Below are 18,698 nucleotides of genomic sequence, written 5' to 3'. Positions count from 1 at the left end.
AACTGCGCATCGCTGCGAAGCACGCGCCAAGGATGACTCCGCCATGCAAATCCGCAGAATTCCCACTACCGTCGTCACCGGCTTTCTTGGCGCGGGCAAGACCACGCTCGTCAATCACATTCTCGATGCAACGCGGCCGATGCAGATCGGCATCGTCGTCAACGAGTTCGGCGAAGTCGGCATAGACGGTCAGTTGATCGTCGCCGACGAAGAAGCCGTCATCGAGATCAATAACGGTTGCGTGTGCTGCACGGTCCGAACGGATCTCGTCGCAAGCGTGCGCGATCTGCTCACGCGCTTCGGCGACCGGCTCGAACGGCTGATCATCGAAACGTCCGGGCTCGCCGATCCCGCGCCCGTGCTACAGACCTTTCTCGCAGACCCCGACGTACGCGAACGTCTCGAACTCGAAGCCGTCATAGCCGTTGTCGATGCAATGCACGCATCCGCCCAGCTTCACGATGACATCGCGCGCGAACAAATCGTGTTTGCGGACCGCATCATCATCAACAAGACGGATGTGGCCGTGCCCGCGAAAGTGGCCGCGCTCGTCGAAGAACTCCGGCAAATCAATCCCACCGCGCAGATCGACTTCGCGAACCATTCAGCCGTCGACGTCGATGCATTGCTCGGCGTGCGGAGTTTCTCGCTCGATAACCTGCTCGCCGTCGAACCCGGTTTGCTCGATGAAGAAGGCCACGATCACGAACACGACGACAGCATCGCTTCTTGCGCGATCGTCGTTCCAGGCGCCATTGACGCAAGCCGCTTCAATCAGTGGATCAACCAGCTCGTGCAGACGCAGGGGCAACAACTGCTGCGCATGAAAGGCGTGCTCAACGTGCACGAGGAAGCAAGGCGTCTGCATTTTCATAGCGTCCACATGCTGCTCGATGCGAGCTTCGGCCGCGCATGGAAGCGCGACGAAGCGCGTGAGAACCGCTTCGTGATGATCGGCAGAAACATCGACGCACGGCACATGCGCGATGGACTTCTTTCCTGCATGCATTGACCCATTCATTCATTTCTTATAGAGGAGCACGCGCATGAAAAAGCCCGAAGCATACACATTGAGCATTGGCGTACTGGCCGTCGCGGATACATGGCTTACCGGGACCGTATTTCCCGTACCCGTCTGGGTGACGTTCATTGCATGGGCGTCGTTCTTCGTGCTTGGCGGCGGTCGCGCGGGCTTCGTGAAGAGCGTCGCGTCGAATCTCACGGGGCTGGTCATCGCATCGCTCACGTTGCTCTGCATTGCGACGACGAGCGGTGGCGCGTTTGCGGCGGCGGTGTTCGTCGGCATCGGCAGCGCGGCGATGGTGCAGGCAGCAAAGATCAGATTACTCGATGTCTTGCCGGCCATCGTGTGGGGCTTTGCATCGACGGTCGGCACGACGGTGGCGACAGGCAAGGCGATCACGACCGCTGGCATCGGCAATCCTGCACTCGTGGCCGCAGCGGCGCTCGTGACGGGCGCGGTCTTCGGCTTCGTGTCGGAAGTGGTCGGCGAAGCGTTGTTGTTCAAACGCGAGCATCGGCTGAGCTGAACTCGTTTCTTTACGCACGGAGCACATCGTGAAACTACAGCATCATCTTGGCGGCATCGAAAATCTCGGCCCCGTCAGCACCGAACGGCGCGTGTTCGTGGAACCGTGGGAGACGCGCATCTTCGGTATTCATACCGTGATGATGGCGGAAAGCGCGCATCTCTCCAATGCGCTGCATCGCTATCCTGTCGACACGCTGCCGACGACATTCAAGAACGACTGGACGTGGGCGTCGCTGCGCACGGGCGCGGAAGACATGCAGCCGTTCGAGTATTTCAAGTATCGGTACTACGAGAAGTGGCTCGGCGGCATCTCGCAGTTCTTCGTCGATCAAGGCTACATCTCGGCCGACGAACTCGCGCAAAAGACCGCGCACTACCGCGCGAACCCCGATGCCGCGCTGCCTGGGAAACCCGACGCCGCGCTCACCGCGCAGATCGACGCGTATCTGACGAACGGCGACTCCGGTTATCACGCGCTCGAAAGCGCCGCGCGTTTTGCGAAGGGCGACGCGGTACGCATAGCCGACCCCGAAGCGGTCGATCACACGCGTCTGCCCGGCTATCTGCGCAACAAGACCGGCGTCGTCGATCTCGTGTATCCGGGCGCGTTCTCGTATTTCGTATCGACGGGACCGGACGGTATAGGCGCGCCCATGCCCGTGTATCGCATTGCGTTCGATACCGCCGACATCTGGGGCGCCGACAAGAGCGAAGCGAACACCACCCTTTATGCCGATTTGTACGAAGCCTACGTACAAGCGGCCAACTGATTCGGAGCCACCGCAGCATGAGCCAACTCTTTGAATTTCCCGACGACCGCGAAGCGTCGAGCGCGGCAAAGGTGCGCGCGCTGGAAGCATTGTTGATCGAGAAGGGCGTGATCGCGAGCGATTCCGTCGATGCCGTGCTCAAGCACTTCGAAACCATGGCCGGGCCGTTCAATGGCGCGAAGATCGTGGCGCGCGCATGGACCGATCCGGAGTACAAGAAGCGCCTCGTCGACGACACACCGAAGGCCATCGCGGAGCTTGCACTGCCGCTCGGCATGACGGGTGCGGAAGGCGAGCACATGGCCGCCGTCGCCAACGACGAGAACGTGCATAACCTCATCATCTGCACGTTGTGTTCGTGCTATCCGTGGCCGGTTCTCGGCTTGCCGCCGTACTGGTACAAGGACCCCGTGTTTCGTGCACGCGGCGTGCGCGAGCCCCGTGCCGTGCTGGCGGAATTCGGCGTGAACGTGCTTGCAGACAAGGAAGTGAAAGTGTGGGACAGCAGCGCGCAAATCCGCTGGTTCGTCGTGCCCGAGCGTCCCGCCAACACGGAGCACATGAGCGAAGCGGAACTCGCCGCGCTCGTGACGCCGGAATCGATGATGGGTGTCGCCCTCATCGAAGCGCCCACGACCTGAGGCCCGTCATGTTCACTCGATTCGAGGAATACGCGGCGACGTCGATGCTCGGCGCGCCCGATTCGCCGCCGCGTCTCGACGGCAAGCTGTTCTTCACCAACCGCTGGGAGCGCGATGTGTTCGGGCTTGCGCTGTCGTTATCGAAAGCGGGCTGCTTCGAGTGGGAGGACTTCCGGCAGAGCTTGATTGCATCGATTGCACAGTGGGAAGCTATCGGTTGCATCGACCAGCCGCGCTGGGACTACTACGAACGCTTTCTCGAAGCGCTTTTGAACGTGGTCGAAACGAGCGGCGTGTTGTCGCGCGATGAACTCCTGAAGGTCGTGACGGCGCGGCGCGTCAACGTTGACGCCTGAGTCTTGCGCATCCATCCAATCATCATCATCGATTCAAACGAGGTCTTCAATGAACGACGCTATTGCTTTTCCTACCGAACCGGTCACGCCAATCCCGTTGCGCGAGCTACTACCCTGGATCGTGTTCGGCGGTCTCTTGATGTTGCTCGCGCTGTATTTCGTCGGCGCGGAAGAGGGCGCGACCTCGATCGTGTCCGGCATGTACGTTCACGAGTTCGTGCACGATGGACGCCATCTGCTCGGCTTTCCCTGTCATTGACGCGGAGACGATCATGGTCGGCAAACTGTTGATGCGCGGCATGCTCGCGGGCGTGGTCGCGGGACTGCTTGCGTTCGGTTTCGCGAGAGTGGTGGGCGAACCGCAAGTCGAACGCGCGATTGCAATTGAAGAGCACGCGCACGCCGCTCACGGCGATGCGCTTGAGCCCGAACTCGTCAGTCGCGAGACGCAGGCGGGCATGGGCTTGCTGACGGGTGTCGTGGCCTATGGTGCGGCTTTCGGCGGGCTCTTCGCGCTTGCCTTCGCATATGCGTGGGGCAGGGTGGGCAAGCTCGGCGCACGGCCGCTTGCCGCGTGGATGGCGCTTGCGGCGTTCGTATCGCTCGTCGTGGTGCCGAGCCTCGTCTATCCGGCGAATCCGCCATCGGTCGGGGACCCGGAAACCATCGGTTATCGCACGGCGCTGTTCTTTCTGACCATCGCCATCTCGCTTGCGATCATGCTGTTGTCGCTCAACGTGCGCAGTGTCGCGGCGAGGAAGCTCGGGCAGTGGAACGGAACGCTCGTCGGTATTCTCGCGTTCGGCGTCATGCTTGCCGTGATGATCGTCGTGCTGCCCGGGATCGACGAAGTGCCGGCCGGCTTTCCCGCCACGCTGCTGTGGAAGTTCAGGATGGCGTCCATCGGCATGCAGGCGATCGTCTGGACGACCATTGGCGCGCTGTTCGGTGTGCTCGCCGAGCGTAGCGAACTCGCCGGCGCTCGCCAGCCTCGCAAGGCACCGGCTTTCGCGCCGGCGGTGCGCAATCGATGACATGCGCGACCGCGTGTTTTTGGGCGGTTAGACTAATCGTTCAGGGCGACGGTGTTCCGCCGCCGCCCGCTTTCAGACGGACACCAAAACTCCGATGAAACGCATCAAGGTCGGCATGCTCGTCTTTCCCGGGTTCCAGTTGCTCGATATCGCCGGGCCGAAGGACGCCTTTGCCGAAGTCCGCGTGTTGAGCAAGGGCGAATGCGAGTACGAAATGATGACGGTCGGCACCACGCGCGGCAGCGTGCAGTCGTCGAGCGGCCTCACGACCGTACCGGATCGCACCATCTTCGACCGCTGCCCCGAGTTCGACACCATCATCGTTCCGGGCGGGCTCGGTATCTTCGACGCCTTCGACGATCCCGCGCTCAGCGAGTGGCTGCGCGCGCAGCACAAGCAATGCCGTCGCGTATCGGCGATCTGCAATGGTCTCTTCGCGCTCGGTTCGGCGGGACTGCTCGACAACAAAGTCGTGACCACGCACTGGATGGACGTGCCGCGGCTCGCCGCGACGTTTCCGCGCGCGCGGATCGAGCCGGACCACATCTTCGTTCGTGACGGCAACATCTTCACGACGGCGGGCGTCACGGCCGGTATCGACTTGTCGCTCGCAATGATCGAAGACGACTTCGGCCGTCAGATGGCGCTGGATGTCGCCAAGTATCTGGTCGTTTATCTGCGGCGCGCGGGCGGTCAGTCGCAGTTCAGCCCGCTCCTTGAAACGCAGGCCGCGCCCGGATCGCAGACCATGGCACTGCAGGAGTTCATGCTCGACAACCTGCATGTCGCGCATACGGTGGCATCGCTTGCGGACCGCGCGCATATGAGCGCGCGCAATCTCTCGCGCATCTTCGCGAAGGACTGCGGCACGACGCCGATGACCTTCCTTGCCAATGCGCGCATCGACGCGGCGCGGCACTATCTCGAAGCCACGGAATTGCCGATGCGGGAAATTGCGCGCCGCTGCGGCTTCGAGGATACCGACGGCTTTCGCAGAACCTTCTTTCGGCGGCTCAGTATCAATCCGGTGGATTATCGCGACCGGTTCAGATCGAAAGCCGACACGGTTCAGGCAGCCAACGGACGCGCCTGAGGATCAGCTTCCGAGCGCGTTCGGATCGCGCCAGGCACGCTCAAACGGCAGCCGCCAGGCACGCGGCGCGACGAGCTGATGAATCGCATTCGGCCCCCACGAACCCGGCGCGTAAAACCGCACGGGCGGCGGCGATTCGAGCAGCGCCGTGGATACTTCCCACAGCCGCTCGATGCCTTCCGCAGTCGTGAACAGCGTGCGATCCCCGCGCATGGCGTCGAGAATCAGGCGCTCGTAGGCTTCCAGCACTTCGCCGATTAAGCCCGTGTCGCGCATGGCGAACTGCAGGCTCAGTTTGTCGAGACGCATGCCGGGGCCGGGCCGCTTGCCATAGAACGAGAGCGACATCTTCGAGGCATCGGCGAGATCGAAGGTCAGATGGTCCGGTCCCTGCGAACCCACGCCCGAACCGGCCGGAAACATGCTCTTCGGCGGCTCGCGAAACGCAATGGAAATGATTCGCTGGCCTTCCGCGAGCCGCTTGCCGGTGCGCAGATAGAAGGGCACACCCGCCCAGCGCCAGTTGTCGATCGAGCATTTCAGCGCAATGAAGGTCTCTGTTTCCGACTCGGCGCTCACGCCTTCCTCGGTCCGATAACCCGTGTACTGACCGCGCACGACATCGTTAGGTTGAATCGGCAACATGCTGCGAAAAACCTTGTTCTTTTCCTCGCTGATAGGCGAAGGTTCCAGCGATGTGGGCGGCTCCATTGCCATGAACGCGAGAATCTGGAACAGGTGCGTGACGACCATGTCGCGAAACGCGCCCGTCTGCTCGTAGAAGCCCGCGCGCTTGCCGAGGCCGAGCGTTTCCGGCACGTCGATCTGCACGTGATCGATGAAATTGCGATTCCATATCGGTTCGAACAAGCCGTTGGCGAAGCGGAATGCGAGGATGTTCTGCGCCGGTTCCTTGCCGAGAAAGTGATCGATGCGAAAAATCTGCGCCTCTTCGAAGACCTCGTGCAAGTGCGCGTTGAGCGACACGGAACTTGCCAGATCGGTGCCGAAAGGCTTTTCCATGATGATGCGCGAGCGTTCCACGAGTCCCGCTTCGTGAAGCATGCCGACCGCCGAAAGCGCGGCGTTGGGCGGAACGCTCAGATAATGCAGGCGCCGGCATTCGCCGCCGAAGCTTTTCTCGGCGTTCAGGACCGCCGCCTTCAACGTTGCGGCGCCGGCTGTCAGGGGCACGTAATCGAGATTGGCGGCGAACGTGTCCCACTCTTGCGGCGTCACCTTACGACTCGAAAACTCGTCGAGCGCGCCTTTCGCCGTGACGCGGAAGTCGTCCACGTGAATGTCGTCGAGCGCGACGGCAATGATCTTGCAGCCGGGGATAAACCCCGCATTCGACAGATGGAAGAGGCCAGGCAACAGCTTGCGTCGTGCGAGATCGCCCGTGGCGCCGAACAGCACGACCACTTGCGGAAACTTCGGACCTACGCCTGCGGAGATCTTGGCCATCGTGCGAATCCTCGGTGGGTTGTCACGGCTCGTCAGCAACAGCGTCGCGTCTCATGCGTTCCGACAGTGTCAGTATCGCTCAGGCGTGCGCGATTCAATAAAGCGCATTCGAAGCGCGTTCGCGCGTGGTCCACATTGCGGGATTGTGCTTCAACGCAGCTCGCGTTCCCTCGGCGGTTCGGGCTGCCATGCATCGACGAGTCGATCGATAAAGAGCCGCACCTTCGGACTCGGATGCCGTCGCGTGGGAGACACCGCGCGAATGGGCACGCGCTCGGCGTCAAGCCGGAACGCAGCGGCGTGGGCGCGATTGCGCTCGGTTCGCTCGGTGGCGGCGCGGTCGTCGAACATCTCGGCATTGCTTCGACGATGCGCTTCAGCGCGATCCTCGCGGCGCTGAGTCCAATCGTGGTCGCGACGACGTTCGGCACGGGCCGCGCGCCGCCCAGCGAGCCTTCGAGGAACTGAAGGGTGCCGCCGATGCCGCGCATGGAGCCGGCTTTTTTGGCGGCTTGCCAAACGCGCTGATTGACTTTAGCCTGCATCGGCAATCGGCGGAACTCATCAACGCAATACCTTCCGGTATAGGACAAGAATGACGATGAAGCGTATCGGGACAGGCCGTGTTTTGTGCATCTGCGCCACGGCTGGATTGGCCGCGGGCAGCATCGGTCAGGCTGTGGCGGCGCCAACGGATGCGCTCATCGCAGCCGCGAAGCAGGAAGGGCAGTTGACCACCATCGCACTGCCGCATGACTGGTGCGGTTACGGCGCGGTCATCGCCGGGTTCCAGAAGAAGTACGGCATTCGCGTCAACGAACTCAACCCCGACGCAGGCTCGGGCGACGAGATCGAAGCGATCAAGGCCAACAAAGGCAACAAGGGACCGCAGGCACCGGACGTGATCGACGTCGGTCTTTCGTTCGGCCCGACGGCGAAGAAAGAAGGCCTGTTGCAGCCGTACAAGGTGTCGACGTGGAGCGCGATTCCCGCCGAATCCAAGGACGCCGAAGGCTACTGGTACGGCGATTATTACGGCGTGCTTTCATTCGAAGTCAACACCGACATGATCGACAAGCCGCCGGCCGACTGGAGCGACTTGCAGAAGGCCGACTATCGCAACGCGGTTTCGCTCGCGGGCGATCCACGTTCGGCGAATCAGGCCATTCAGGGTGTCTATGCGGCGGGCTTGTCGCAGACCAAGGGCGACGCAAGCAAGGCGGATCAGGCTGGACTCAAATTTTTCGCCGATTTGAACAAGAGCGGCAACTTCGTGCCGGTGATCGGCAAGGCGGCGTCGCTGGCGCAAGGCACGACGCCGATCATCGTGCGCTGGGACTACAACGCGCTCGCCGACCGCGACACGCTCAAGGGCAACCCGAAGGTGCAGGTAATCGTGCCGAAGACGGGTGTCGTGGCGGGCGTCTATGTTCAGGCGATCAGCGCGTTTGCGCCGCATCCGAACGCCGCGAAGCTGTGGATGGAATACCTCTATTCCGACGAAGGCCAACTCGGCTGGCTCGCGGGCTATTGCCACCCAATGCGCTACAACGAACTCGTGGCGCAGAAGAAGGTGCCGCAGGCGCTGCTCGACAAGCTGCCGCCCGCATCGGCGTATAAAGGCGTCGTGTTCCCGACGCTGCCGCAGCAGGACGCCACCAAGGACGTCGTCACCAAGGGCTGGGATCAGATCGTCGGCGCGAACGTGAAGTAAGCGTGACGCACGAGATCCCGCGATGAGCGTCTCTCCTCCGCAAGGCGCCGGGCCGGATCTGCTGGCGCCGGCCGCGCCCGTGCCGCCGGCCGGTGCCGCGCGCGCAAGCGGCGGCGCGAGTTGGCTCACGTATATCGGCGTGCTGCCGTTCTTCGTGTTCGCGCTGCTATTCCTTCTGCTGCCCACGGGCTTCTTGATGGTGGGCGCGTTCCAGGACCCGCAGGGACACTTCACGCTCGTCAATTTCCGCGAGTTGTTCCAGCCCGGCGTGCTCGATGCCTACTGGATCAGCATGAAAGTCAGCGCGGCGTCGGCCGCGGGCGGCGCGATACTCGGCTCGCTGCTCGCGTGGGCGGCGGTGAAAGGCCAGTTACCCGCATGGATTCGCCCGACGCTCATGACCTTCTCCGGCGTGGCGTCGAACTTCGCGGGCGTGCCGCTCGCGTTCGCTTTCATCTGCACGTTGGGGCGCGTGGGTCTCGTCACCGTGCTGGCGCGCAAGTACCTCGGCTTCAATCTCTATTCCACCGGCTTCAGCATTCTGAGCTTCGCCGGACTGACCATCACATACCTGTATTTCCAGATTCCGTTGATGGTGCTCATCATCACGCCCGCGCTCGACGGTCTGAAGCGCGAATGGCGCGAAGCCTGCGATTGCCTCGGCGGGACATCGGCGCAGTACTGGCGTTATGTCGGCTTGCCGGTGCTGTGGCCGAGCTTGCTGGGCGCGGCGCTGCTCTTGTTCGCCAACGCGTTCGGCGCGGTCGCCACGGCTTATGCGTTGACCGGCAGCTCGCTCAATATCGTGACCATTCTGCTGTACGCGCAGATTCGCGGCGACGTGCTGCATAACCAGAACCTGGGTTACGCGCTCGCGCTCGGCATGATCGTGGTGACGGGGCTTTCGAACGGCGGCTATATCTGGTTGCGTGCGCGCGCCGAAAGGGGACGCCGATGAAATCGCAGTCGCGCGCGGGCGCCGCCATCGCGATGATCGTCGGCTCGCTGTACTTCCTGATTCCGCTCATCGCCACGTTCGAGTTCAGTCTGCGCATGCGTCGTGGCGAATACAGCTTCGACGCGTATCGCGTCGTACTCGGCGATCCGCATTTTCAGGCGTCGTTCGGCTATTCGGTGCTGATGGGCTTTCTCACCATCGTGATCGGCGTGCTGCTCGTGGTGCCGACCGCTTACTGGGTGCAGCTGCGCTTGCCGAAGCTGCGCCCCGTGGTCGAGTTCATCACGTTGCTGCCGCTCGTGATTCCGGCCATCGTCATCGTGTTCGGCTATCTGCGCATCTACAACAGCAGTTCGATCCTGCCGCTCACCGGCAACGAACGCGCGACCGACCTGTTGCTCGTGTTCGGCTATGTCACGCTGTCGCTGCCGTATATGTATCGCGCGGTCGACGCCGGCATGCGCGCCGTCGATATCCGCTCGCTCACCGAAGCCGCCGAATGTCTGGGCGCGGGCCGCGCGACCATACTTTTCAAAGTGATCTTCCCGAATGTGCGCTCGGGCATTCTGTCGGGCGCGTTCCTTACCTTTGCGGTCGTCATCGGCGAGTTCACGCTCGCGAGCCTGCTGGATCGTCCGGCGTTCGGCCCGTATCTGCAGTTGATCGGTGCGAACCGTGCCTACGAGCCGTCGGCGCTCGCGATCATCGCGTTCGTCGTCACCTGGGCCTCGATGGGACTGATCCAGGTATTCGGTTCGGCGCGCGCGCTGGCCGGCCAGAAAACTTGAGCCTGAGGCACGCGACGCATGGCATTTCTCGAAATCGACAATCTTCACAAGGCGTTCGGGCCGAACATCGCGCTGCATCAGTTCGACATGAAGATCGAGCGCGGCGAGTTCATCACGTTCCTCGGTCCTTCTGGATGCGGCAAGACGACCGTGCTGCGCATGATCGCGGGCTTCGAGACGCCCACGCGCGGCACCATTCGTCTCGATAGCCGCGACGTCACGCATCTGCGTACGCGCGAACGAGCCGTCGGCATGGTGTTTCAATCGTATGCGCTCTTTCCGAACATGACGGTGGCGCAGAACATAGGCTTCGCGCTGCGAGTGGCGAAGCGTCCGCAGAAGGAGATGGACGAGCGCGTGGCGCAAATGCTCGAACTGATCAAGCTGCCGCATCTTGCCGAGCGTTATCCGTGGCAACTGTCGGGTGGCCAGCAACAGCGCGTGGCGCTGGCGCGCGCGCTTGCGAGCAAGCCGCAAGTGTTGCTGCTCGATGAACCGCTGTCCGCGCTCGATGCGAAGATCCGCGTCTCGTTGCGCGAAGACATTCGCGCGTTACAGCGCGAACTTGGAATCACGTCGATCTTCGTCACGCACGATCAGGAAGAGGCGCTATCCATTTCGGATCGCATCGTCGTGATGAACGAGGGACGCGTCGAACAGGTCGGGCCGCCGCTCAACATCTATAACTTTCCGCGCACGCGCTTTGTCGCCTCCTTCGTCGGCACGCTCAACATTCTTGCGGGCCGCGTGATCGATCCCGCGACCGGACGCATGGCCGTGGACGGTCAGGAACTCGTGACGTCGCGCCAGTTGCCATCGGACGATGCCGGCCGGGAGCGGCTTCTCGCCTTGCGTCCCGAAGCGATCGTGCTCGAACCGCCCGCGAGCGGCCGCAATTCGCTGGCGGCAACCGTCGAGGAAATCAGCTTCCTCGGCGCGGTGGTGCGTATCCGCGCGCGCGTGAAAGACGCGGTAGTCTCGCTCGATGTCTTCAACGACCCGAACCGGTTGCTGCCCGAACGCGGCCAGCCGGTCGCGCTCGGCTTTTCGCACGAGAATCTCCTCGTGCTCGACGAGGACGCGCGTTAGGCAACGCGCCAAACGTGCCGTTGCGCAGCGCACCAGCGTCGCGGCGCCGTTCGGCAGGCGCGAGACTCGATCTCGTCGCTGCATTGCGGCACGCGTAGCGAATATATACGCGATGCATCGATGTCATCGCCGCGCATTTCGATTCCGGCAATTCAAACACCTTGCATGGCGGATTACGCCAATGCAATTCCCTTTTTGTTAAGGCACACTAAGCGGCAGCATCCGGTTTCGAGCTTTGCATCCCGCAAACCATCAAAGCAGTGAATGGAGGCTTCGAGATGAACCGAAAAAATAATGCGGCCATCTGGATCCTGGTCGCCATGCTGTTGGGCATCGGGATCGGCTACATGATCTACTCGAGCTTTCCGGACAAGAAGACTGCTACTGAAATCGCGGGCTACATCTCGCTCATATCGGACGTGTTTCTGCGACTGATCAAAATGGTGATCGGTCCGCTCGTGTTCTCCACGCTCGTCGTGGGCATTGCGCATATGGGCGATGCAGCCTCGGTCGGGCGCGTGTTTGCCAAGGCGCTCGGCTGGTTCGTCACCGCGTCGCTCGTGTCGTTGCTGCTCGGTCTCATGATGTCGAACCTGCTCAGGCCGGGCGAGAATCTCGGGCTGCCTTTGCCGGATATCGGCGCGTCGGCGAATCTGGCGACTTCCAAGTTCACGCTCAAGGACTTCGTGAGTCACATGGTGCCGAGGTCGTTCGCCGAAGCGATGACCAATAACGAAGTGCTGCAGATCGTCGTGTTCTCCATGTTCTTCGGTGTGGCGCTCGCCGCGCTGGGCGACAAGGGCAAGATTCTCGTCGCCGCCATCGACCAGCTCTCGCACGTCATGCTGAAGATCACCGGCTACGTGATGAAGCTCGCACCGCTCGCCGTGCTGGCCGCAATGGCGTCCACTGTCGCCGTCAATGGCCTGACCATTCTGCTCAAGTTCGCGGTCTTCATGGGCGACTTCTACTTGAGCCTGTTCATATTGTGGGCGTTGCTGGCGCTCGCGGGTTTCCTGTTTCTTGGACCACGCGTGCTCAAGCTGCTGGGACTGATAAGAGAAGCGTTCATGCTCTCGTTCGCGACCGCGAGTTCGGAAGCCGCGTATCCGAAGATTCTCGATGCGCTCGACCGCTTCGGCGTGAAGCGCAAGATCTCCGCGTTCGTGATGCCGATGGGCTATTCGTTCAACCTCGACGGCTCGATGATGTACTGCACCTTCGCGACGTTGTTTATCGCGCAGGCCTACAACATTCCGCTTTCCATCGGCACGCAACTGACCATGTTGCTGGTGCTCATGCTGACATCCAAGGGAATGGCCGGCGTGCCGCGCGCGTCGCTCGTCGTGATCGCGGCGACGCTCAACCAGTTCGGCATTCCCGAAGCGGGTTTGTTGTTGATTCTCGGCGTGGACACGTTCCTCGACATGGGCCGTTCCGCCACGAACGCGGTGGGCAATTCGATTGCGAGCGCGGTGGTCGCCAAGTGGGAGGGCGAACTGATGACGGAAGCGGAAGCCGACGCCAACGCGGCGCGCATCGAAACCGAGCTCGAAGCGACCATCGCCCATCCGGCAGAAGGTTAAGCGGAGCCGCGCCATGAAGATGCAGCGATTCTGCTCGATGCTCGCGCTTGCGGGGACCTTGATCGCCTGTGCCGGAGCGCGAGCGCAGGACGATCCGCAAACGTCACGCGCTATTCCCGATAGCTTCGCGCCCGTCGCGCTCACGGGAACGCTCGCGAAGGTGCGAAAGAGCGGTGTCGTCGCGATTGGTTATCGCGAGGCATCGGTGCCGTTTTCGTATCTGAACGCGCGCCATGAACCTATCGGTTATTCCATCGAGTTATGCAAGTCGCTGGTGACGGCCATCGGCGATGCGATCAACCTGACGCCGACCATCCTGTGGGTGCCGGTTACGCCTGATAATCGTATCGACGCCGTGACGAGCGGCCGTGTCGATCTCGAATGCGGCTCGACGACCAGCAATATCGAACGCCAGAAACGCGTGGCGTTTTCGCCGATCATCTTCGTCGCGGGCACGAAGGTGATGGTCAAGAGCGGCTCGCCTATCGGCTCGTTTCGCGATCTCGCGGGCAAGAAGGTCACGTTGACCGCCGGCACCACGAACGAGAAGGCGCTGCGCGATCTGGACAGCAAGTTCCGGCTCGGCATTCAGTTGCAGATCGTGCCAGACCACGCGCAAGGCTTCGCGCAAGTGGCCGACGGCCATGCCGACGCATTCGCCACCGACGACGTCTTGCTCTACGGGCTGATTGCCGAGCACGCGGGCGCGGGCGGGTCGTACCGGGTGGTCGGCGATTACCTTTCGTATGAGCCGTACGGCATCATGTTTCGCAAGGACGATCCGCAGTTGGCGCAAGTGGTGAAGGACACGTTCCAGGAACTCGCGGCGGATGGCGAAATGGACCGGCAATACAAGCGCTGGTTTTTGCGCCGCCTGCCATCGGGCACGAGCATCAATCTGCCGATGAGCGCGCAACTCGAGACCATCATTCAGACGACTGCGGGCACGGACGCGCAATGAAGATGCGCGCTATCCATAGACCTGTATGCCGCGCCAGAATTGCGGCCACGGTTGGCGCGGTGCTTCGCATACGAAGATATCGCGGCCACTTACCGTGCTGTTTGCAATCCCGAAGCGGTTCGTGAGACGCGCGGCCATACGGCACGACGCCAACTCACGCTGCACGATATCGCTCGGAAAACCCACGACGATCAGCGGCTTCGGCGGCGGGTCGCCGTATCCGCGAAACCAGTGTGAGTTGGCGCCGGAGATCGGGCTCGGCAGCTTCAAGCGCGCGCCGAATAGATCGATGGCGCCGGCCTGGCCCGTATCGGCGACGAGAATGCCGACGCTCGCACGTTGCCCCTCCGGAAGTGTGTCGCGAATGCGCGCGACGCTTTCCGCCATGTCGGGCCACCCGAGCTCTTCGTTGAAGTTGCCGCCATTGACGCGATCCGCAAAGCGCCACCATGTCGATCCGACCGGAGCAATCGGCAGTACGGGTGCCGCGCCCAGCACCGCGCCGATTGCGAGCACGACGCACACGGACCAGCGAATCGCCGCTGCGTGGCGCATGTTGAGCGATGCCATCCGTTGCTCCGCCCACACCGCGCCCGCCGCGAGCAACATCGGATAAGCAGGCGCCATATAGTAGTCGCGGCCCTTCGCCACGACGAACAACACGAGCGGCACGACGAACATCCAGCCAAGCACGCGAAACCGCTTTCCTTCCCCGACGGCGAAAAGATAGTAGAGTCCCGCGAGCCACAAGGGAACCGTGAACGGGCTTGTCGTGATCCAGAACTGACCGAGCAGGAACCCGTTGCCGCGTCCCATGCGGACGTCGCGAGCGTGAATGCTCTGCAGGAAATCCAGTGTGATGAAGTCGTGCTGAAACTGCCAGATCAAGTGAGGCAGCACGATCACGCCGACGAGCGCGACGCCGAGCCATAGCCACGCGCTGCGGAAGTATCGACGGGCGGGTGTAAAGAGCAAGCCCGCGGCGATACCCGCTGCCAGAAACGCGATGGTGTACTTCGTCAACAAGCCGATGCCGATGGCAGCGCCAACGCCGAGACACCATCGTGCATCGTCCGTGGACAGCAGGCGCACCGCGCAGTATGCGGCCGCGACCCACCATAGATAGTCGAAACTGACGTACTGATAAAGCGCGCCCGCGCTCAACGCGACACTGCTAATAGCAGCGGCCAATGCGGCGACGATCTGCGCCCGTCTGCTTCCTCCGAGCTCGCGCGCAATCAGGCCCGTGAGCACGAAGGCGATGCCCATTGCCAGCGACGAGAAAAAGCGCAAGCCGGTCAGCGACGGCCCGAACAGCGCGAACGCGCCTCGCGCAAGAAACGGAATGAACGGCGGGACGCCGACGTAACCCCACGCGAGCGAGCGCGCGTCTTCCAACGTGGACAGTTCATCGCGATGAAAGCCGTATTCGCCATTGGTCGCGATATGCAAAATCGCCAGCGCCGCAGCCCATGGGAGCAGTGGCGCGGTGTCGGCGAGTGAATGCGTTTTCAGGCTATAGGCTGGCCGCATGTCTCCTCCGTTTTGCGGGCGACTTCAGCGTGCCGAGTCTCGCATCGTCCGACGCACGAGGCAAGTCGCGTGGCGCGTGATGCGAACGTTCGTGCCCGTACACGAGCGGATCAACGGCGGGCGCCGCGTTTCTTGCGCTCGCGCACGAGCTTGCCGGCATCGACGGGAATGAACGGCGCCTGAAAGCGCTCAACCAGGAAGTCGATAAACGCACGGGCGCGTGCGGTCTGGTTGCGTTGCCGCGGGTAATAGACGAAGAGATCGGCCGATGGCAGCACGGCGTTCGGCAGCACGATTTCGAGCCGTCCGCTCTGTACATACTTCGCCAGGTCCCATTCCGAGCGGATAAGAATGCCGTGTCCGTCGAGCGCCCAGCGCAGGACGATATCGCCATCGTTGCTGGATAACGCGCCGCGCACTTTCAGCGCTTCCGTGTGCTCTTCGTCGATGAATCGCCATACGCCATAGGCATCGTCGTTCTGCCGATGGATGATGCAGCGGTGCTGCAGCAAGTCTTCGATCTTTTCGGGCGTGCCGAAGCGTTCGAGATATTTCGGCGATGCGCAAAGAAAGCGCCGGTTGCTCATGATGCGTCTCGCGCTCAAGCGGCTGTCGGGCAGTTCGCCGAAACGTATCGCCATATCGAACGCACCTTCGATCAGATCGACGGGCCGATCCGTCACTTCGAACTGAACCTCGACCCGAGGAAAGCGCTTTGCAAACTCGGACACGAGCGGCGCAATGGTCGTGCGGCCGAAGCCGAGCGTCGCGTTGATGCGCAGCAGCCCTTGCGGATCGGTGCGCGCGCCCGTGATCGCTTCTTCCATTTCGCGCACTTGCTCCACGATCTGCGTTGCATAGCGCAGATAGGTTTCGCCTTCCGGCGTGAGGCTGATGCTGCGCGTGGTGCGGTTGACGAGCTGCGCGCCCAGCCGCTTTTCCATGATGCCGAGCCGCTTGGTCGCTGCGGGCGGCGTGAGATCGAGTGCGCGCGCCGCGCCGGACATGCTCTTCAGTTTCGCGAGCAAGATGAAGAACTCGAAGTCCGATGCCGAATCAGTATTCACTTTAAGAAAAAAATGAAATGAATGTGGTTGAATCTTAACCCGGCATTTCGCGGCTAACCTAACGTCTTCAATGAGCAAGTGCCGTCAGGAGACATTCATGAAGATCGTCGAAATCCGCGAAAAGACCGTTCCGATCAGTTCGCCCATCCGTAATGCATATATCGACTTCAGCAAGATGACGCTGAGTCTCGTCGCGGTCGTGACCGACGTGATCCGCGACGGCAAGCCTGTCGTCGGTTACGGCTTCAACTCGAACGGCCGCTACGGTCAGGGCAAGCTCATGCGCGAGCGCTTCATTCCGCGCATCCTCGAAGCAGACCCAAGCACGCTCCTCGACGATACCGGCAACAACATCGATCCCCACAAGGTGTGGGCGACCATGTTCATGAACGAGAAGCCGGGCGGTCACGGCGAGCGTTCGGTGGCTATTGGGACCATCGACATGGCGATCTGGGACGCGGTCGCGAAGATAGAAGGCAAGCCGCTTTTTCAGTTGCTCGCGGACCGTCATGGCAATGGCCAGCCGGACCGCAAGGTGTTCGTGTATGCGGCAGGCGGCTACTACTATCCGGGCCAGGACCACGGCAAGCTCAAGGACGAGATGCGCAGCTACATCGACCGGGGCTATACGGTCGTCAAAAAGAAGATTGGCGGCGCTTCGCTCGATGAAGACCTGCGCCGTATCGATTCGATCCTGAGCATTCTGCAGGACGGCCAGAAGCTCGCGGTGGACGCCAACGGCCGCTTCGATCTCGACACGGCTATTCAGTACGCCAAGGCGCTCTCGCAATACGATCTCTTCTGGTACGAAGAGCCGGGCGATCCGCTCGACTTCGAGTTGCAAGCCACGCTGCGCAACTACTACGACAAGCCGATGGCCACCGGCGAAAACCTCTTTTCGATGCAGGACGCGCGCAACCTGATTCGCTACGGCGGCATGCGTGCCGACCGCGACTGGCTGCAGTTCGATTGCGCGCTGAGTTACGGTCTCGTCGAATATCTGCGCACGCTCGACATGCTGCATCAGCACGGCTGGTCGCCGAGCCGCTGCGTTCCGCACGGCGGGCACCAGATGTCGTTGAATATCGCGGCCGGGCTGGGGCTTGGCGGCAACGAGTCGTATCCTGATCTGTTCCAGCCCTACGGCGGTTTCCCGGATGGCGTGAAGGTCGAAGACGGCTATATCACCATGCCCGACTTGCCCGGCATCGGTTTCGAGGGCAAGGCCGACCTTTACGCCGAGATGACGAAGCTGTCGGCGTGACGCGTCACCAGATGGTGTAGCCCGCATCGGTGAGCAGGATGGTGCCGGTGATTGCGCTCGCCGCGTCCGACGCCAGAAACGCAATCGCCAATGCCACTTCCTCCGGTTCCACCATGCGGCGCATCGGCGTGTTGTCCATCCACGGCTTGAAGAAGCGCTCGTCCTTTGCCGTCACGTTCGACATGACCGTGTTGACGTAGGTCGGCGCGACGCAATTGACGCGCACGTTGCGCTCCGCCCATTCGCCCGCGAGCGACTTCGTCAGATGATGCACCGCCGCTTTCGACGCGTTGTATTGCACCTGCCGTTGCGGTTTGTTGGAGATGACGCCGGACATGGAACCCACGGTCACGATCGAGCCTTTGCCCTTGGCGAGCATATGACGCCCGAACGCGCGGCACGTCCAGAACGTGCCGTTGAGATTGGTGTCGATCACCTTGAGCCACGCTTCGTTGCTCATCTCCTCGGCGGGCGTGTCGGGCCACGCAATGCCTGCGTTGGCGACGAGCACATCGACCGCTGCGCCGCCATTCAGTTCGAGCGCGACGCGGTCGCATTGATCCGGGTCGGTGACGTCGAGCACCACGCCGCTGGCATCGACGCCGGCCGCGCGCAGCTTGTCGACGGCTTCGCTCACCGCATGATCCGTCAGGTCCGATATGGTCACCGCCGCGCCCGCTTCGCCTAACGCGATGGCGGTCTGAAAGCCAATGCCCCGGCTGCCGCCGGTGATGAACGCGTGCCGCCCTGCGAAGCTTTGCTTGTCCACTTTCATGCGAATCTTTCCACGGGTTGTGTTGAGATAGGGAAACGGGTTCGGCCTCA

Annotated in this window: 20 protein-coding genes; 16 read left to right on the top strand and 4 right to left on the bottom strand. The window is 62.1% G+C overall.

Going from position 1 to position 18,698, the window contains the following annotated elements; all coding sequences use genetic code 11:
• Positions 1-43: 43 nt before the first annotated feature.
• The 8 genes from LDZ28_RS27000 to LDZ28_RS26965 all read left to right on the top strand — a co-directional run bounded on the left by LDZ28_RS27000 (position 44) and on the right by LDZ28_RS26965 (position 5,446).
• Positions 44-1,012, top strand: a complete 969-nt coding sequence (locus tag LDZ28_RS27000; protein ID WP_244831699.1) for a GTP-binding protein — start codon at positions 44-46, stop codon at positions 1,010-1,012.
• A gap of 34 nt (positions 1,013-1,046) precedes the next feature.
• Positions 1,047-1,550, top strand: a complete 504-nt coding sequence (locus LDZ28_RS26995) for a DUF1097 domain-containing protein (protein ID WP_244831698.1) — start codon at positions 1,047-1,049, stop codon at positions 1,548-1,550.
• Positions 1,551-1,578: 28 nt separating this feature from the next.
• Positions 1,579-2,322, top strand: coding sequence for a nitrile hydratase subunit beta (gene nthB / locus LDZ28_RS26990; RefSeq protein ID WP_244831697.1), 744 nt, complete (start codon positions 1,579-1,581; stop codon positions 2,320-2,322).
• A 17-nt stretch (positions 2,323-2,339) separates the two neighbouring features.
• Positions 2,340-2,963: a nitrile hydratase subunit alpha gene (gene nthA, locus LDZ28_RS26985; protein ID WP_244831696.1), complete on the top strand. Its 624-nt coding sequence runs from the start codon at positions 2,340-2,342 to the stop codon at positions 2,961-2,963.
• Between the two features lie 8 nt (positions 2,964-2,971).
• Positions 2,972-3,319 (top strand): nitrile hydratase accessory protein, encoded by a 348-nt coding sequence (locus tag LDZ28_RS26980; protein WP_244831695.1) that lies wholly within the window; start codon positions 2,972-2,974, stop codon positions 3,317-3,319.
• A 49-nt stretch (positions 3,320-3,368) separates the two neighbouring features.
• Positions 3,369-3,578: a CbtB domain-containing protein gene (locus LDZ28_RS26975; protein ID WP_244831694.1), complete on the top strand. Its 210-nt coding sequence runs from the start codon at positions 3,369-3,371 to the stop codon at positions 3,576-3,578.
• Positions 3,579-3,591: 13 nt separating this feature from the next.
• Positions 3,592-4,353 carry a CbtA family protein gene (locus tag LDZ28_RS26970; RefSeq protein ID WP_244831693.1) on the top strand — a complete coding sequence of 254 codons (762 nt, stop codon included), beginning with the start codon at positions 3,592-3,594 and terminating at the stop codon, positions 4,351-4,353.
• 94 nt (positions 4,354-4,447) lie between these two features.
• A complete protein-coding gene (locus LDZ28_RS26965; protein WP_244831692.1) occupies positions 4,448-5,446 on the top strand; it encodes a GlxA family transcriptional regulator in 999 nt (332 codons plus the stop codon).
• A 3-nt stretch (positions 5,447-5,449) separates the two neighbouring features.
• Here LDZ28_RS26965 and zwf read toward each other — a convergent pair whose 3' ends face one another.
• Positions 5,450-6,913 carry a glucose-6-phosphate dehydrogenase gene (zwf, locus tag LDZ28_RS26960; protein ID WP_244831691.1) on the bottom strand — a complete coding sequence of 488 codons (1,464 nt, stop codon included), beginning with the start codon at positions 6,911-6,913 and terminating at the stop codon, positions 5,450-5,452.
• 234 nt (positions 6,914-7,147) lie between these two features.
• Between zwf and LDZ28_RS26955 the strand changes: the two genes are divergently transcribed.
• From LDZ28_RS26955 to LDZ28_RS26925, 7 genes are all read left to right on the top strand, one after another.
• Positions 7,148-7,381, top strand: coding sequence for a hypothetical protein (locus LDZ28_RS26955; protein ID WP_244831690.1), 234 nt, complete (start codon positions 7,148-7,150; stop codon positions 7,379-7,381).
• A 127-nt stretch (positions 7,382-7,508) separates the two neighbouring features.
• On the top strand, positions 7,509-8,627 hold the full coding sequence (locus LDZ28_RS26950) for an ABC transporter substrate-binding protein (RefSeq protein WP_244831689.1): 1,119 nt from the start codon (positions 7,509-7,511) through the stop codon (positions 8,625-8,627).
• Positions 8,628-8,649: 22 nt separating this feature from the next.
• Entirely contained in the window at positions 8,650-9,585 is a 936-nt protein-coding gene (locus LDZ28_RS26945) for an ABC transporter permease subunit (RefSeq protein WP_244831688.1), read from the top strand.
• Positions 9,582-10,373, top strand: coding sequence for an ABC transporter permease (locus tag LDZ28_RS26940; protein ID WP_244831687.1), 792 nt, complete (start codon positions 9,582-9,584; stop codon positions 10,371-10,373). The genes LDZ28_RS26945 and LDZ28_RS26940 overlap by 4 nt, the downstream gene beginning before the upstream one ends.
• A gap of 18 nt (positions 10,374-10,391) precedes the next feature.
• Positions 10,392-11,462 carry an ABC transporter ATP-binding protein gene (locus LDZ28_RS26935; protein ID WP_244831686.1) on the top strand — a complete coding sequence of 357 codons (1,071 nt, stop codon included), beginning with the start codon at positions 10,392-10,394 and terminating at the stop codon, positions 11,460-11,462.
• A 278-nt stretch (positions 11,463-11,740) separates the two neighbouring features.
• Positions 11,741-13,048, top strand: a complete 1,308-nt coding sequence (locus tag LDZ28_RS26930; protein WP_244831685.1) for a dicarboxylate/amino acid:cation symporter — start codon at positions 11,741-11,743, stop codon at positions 13,046-13,048.
• 13 nt (positions 13,049-13,061) lie between these two features.
• Positions 13,062-14,009 (top strand): amino acid ABC transporter substrate-binding protein, encoded by a 948-nt coding sequence (locus LDZ28_RS26925; protein WP_244831684.1) that lies wholly within the window; start codon positions 13,062-13,064, stop codon positions 14,007-14,009.
• Between the two features lie 9 nt (positions 14,010-14,018).
• On the opposite strand, the gene LDZ28_RS26920 is transcribed toward LDZ28_RS26925, so the two are convergent.
• Both LDZ28_RS26920 and LDZ28_RS26915 read right to left on the bottom strand, forming a co-directional pair.
• On the bottom strand, positions 14,019-15,542 hold the full coding sequence (locus tag LDZ28_RS26920) for a glycosyltransferase family 39 protein (protein ID WP_244831683.1): 1,524 nt from the start codon (positions 15,540-15,542) through the stop codon (positions 14,019-14,021).
• Positions 15,543-15,652: 110 nt separating this feature from the next.
• Positions 15,653-16,549: a LysR substrate-binding domain-containing protein gene (locus LDZ28_RS26915; protein WP_244831958.1), complete on the bottom strand. Its 897-nt coding sequence runs from the start codon at positions 16,547-16,549 to the stop codon at positions 15,653-15,655.
• 157 nt (positions 16,550-16,706) lie between these two features.
• Here LDZ28_RS26915 and LDZ28_RS26910 point away from each other — a divergent pair, with 157 nt between their 5' ends.
• Entirely contained in the window at positions 16,707-17,873 is a 1,167-nt protein-coding gene (locus LDZ28_RS26910) for a mandelate racemase/muconate lactonizing enzyme family protein (RefSeq protein ID WP_244831682.1), read from the top strand.
• A gap of 4 nt (positions 17,874-17,877) precedes the next feature.
• On the opposite strand, the gene LDZ28_RS26905 is transcribed toward LDZ28_RS26910, so the two are convergent.
• Positions 17,878-18,648, bottom strand: a complete 771-nt coding sequence (locus LDZ28_RS26905) for an SDR family NAD(P)-dependent oxidoreductase (RefSeq protein ID WP_244831681.1) — start codon at positions 18,646-18,648, stop codon at positions 17,878-17,880.
• Between the last annotated feature and the right edge of the window lie 50 nt (positions 18,649-18,698).

The sequence above is a fragment of the Caballeronia sp. TF1N1 genome (genome assembly GCF_022878925.1).
Taxonomy (GTDB): Bacteria; Pseudomonadota; Gammaproteobacteria; order Burkholderiales; family Burkholderiaceae; genus Caballeronia.
This window is presented reverse-complemented; position numbering and strand designations above follow the sequence as displayed.

Bases quoted from the DNA above. Each gene is read 5' to 3' on its own strand.
- LDZ28_RS27000 (WP_244831699.1), top strand. From the start codon at position 44: ATGCAAATCCGCAGAATTCCCACTACCGTCGTCACCGGCTTTCTTGGC.
- LDZ28_RS26995 (WP_244831698.1), top strand. From the start codon at position 1,047: ATGAAAAAGCCCGAAGCATACACATTGAGCATTGGCGTACTGGCCGTC.
- nthA (WP_244831696.1), top strand. From the start codon at position 2,340: ATGAGCCAACTCTTTGAATTTCCCGACGACCGCGAAGCGTCGAGCGCG.
- LDZ28_RS26980 (WP_244831695.1), top strand. From the start codon at position 2,972: ATGTTCACTCGATTCGAGGAATACGCGGCGACGTCGATGCTCGGCGCG.
- LDZ28_RS26975 (WP_244831694.1), top strand. From the start codon at position 3,369: ATGAACGACGCTATTGCTTTTCCTACCGAACCGGTCACGCCAATCCCG.
- LDZ28_RS26970 (WP_244831693.1), top strand. From the start codon at position 3,592: ATGGTCGGCAAACTGTTGATGCGCGGCATGCTCGCGGGCGTGGTCGCG.
- LDZ28_RS26965 (WP_244831692.1), top strand. From the start codon at position 4,448: ATGAAACGCATCAAGGTCGGCATGCTCGTCTTTCCCGGGTTCCAGTTG.
- zwf (WP_244831691.1), bottom strand. From the start codon at position 6,913: ATGGCCAAGATCTCCGCAGGCGTAGGTCCGAAGTTTCCGCAAGTGGTC.
- LDZ28_RS26955 (WP_244831690.1), top strand. From the start codon at position 7,148: ATGCCGTCGCGTGGGAGACACCGCGCGAATGGGCACGCGCTCGGCGTC.
- LDZ28_RS26950 (WP_244831689.1), top strand. From the start codon at position 7,509: ATGACGATGAAGCGTATCGGGACAGGCCGTGTTTTGTGCATCTGCGCC.
- LDZ28_RS26945 (WP_244831688.1), top strand. From the start codon at position 8,650: ATGAGCGTCTCTCCTCCGCAAGGCGCCGGGCCGGATCTGCTGGCGCCG.
- LDZ28_RS26940 (WP_244831687.1), top strand. From the start codon at position 9,582: ATGAAATCGCAGTCGCGCGCGGGCGCCGCCATCGCGATGATCGTCGGC.
- LDZ28_RS26935 (WP_244831686.1), top strand. From the start codon at position 10,392: ATGGCATTTCTCGAAATCGACAATCTTCACAAGGCGTTCGGGCCGAAC.
- LDZ28_RS26930 (WP_244831685.1), top strand. From the start codon at position 11,741: ATGAACCGAAAAAATAATGCGGCCATCTGGATCCTGGTCGCCATGCTG.
- LDZ28_RS26925 (WP_244831684.1), top strand. From the start codon at position 13,062: ATGAAGATGCAGCGATTCTGCTCGATGCTCGCGCTTGCGGGGACCTTG.
- LDZ28_RS26920 (WP_244831683.1), bottom strand. From the start codon at position 15,542: ATGCGGCCAGCCTATAGCCTGAAAACGCATTCACTCGCCGACACCGCG.
- LDZ28_RS26915 (WP_244831958.1), bottom strand. From the start codon at position 16,549: ATGTCCGGCGCGGCGCGCGCACTCGATCTCACGCCGCCCGCAGCGACC.
- LDZ28_RS26910 (WP_244831682.1), top strand. From the start codon at position 16,707: ATGAAGATCGTCGAAATCCGCGAAAAGACCGTTCCGATCAGTTCGCCC.
- LDZ28_RS26905 (WP_244831681.1), bottom strand. From the start codon at position 18,648: ATGAAAGTGGACAAGCAAAGCTTCGCAGGGCGGCACGCGTTCATCACC.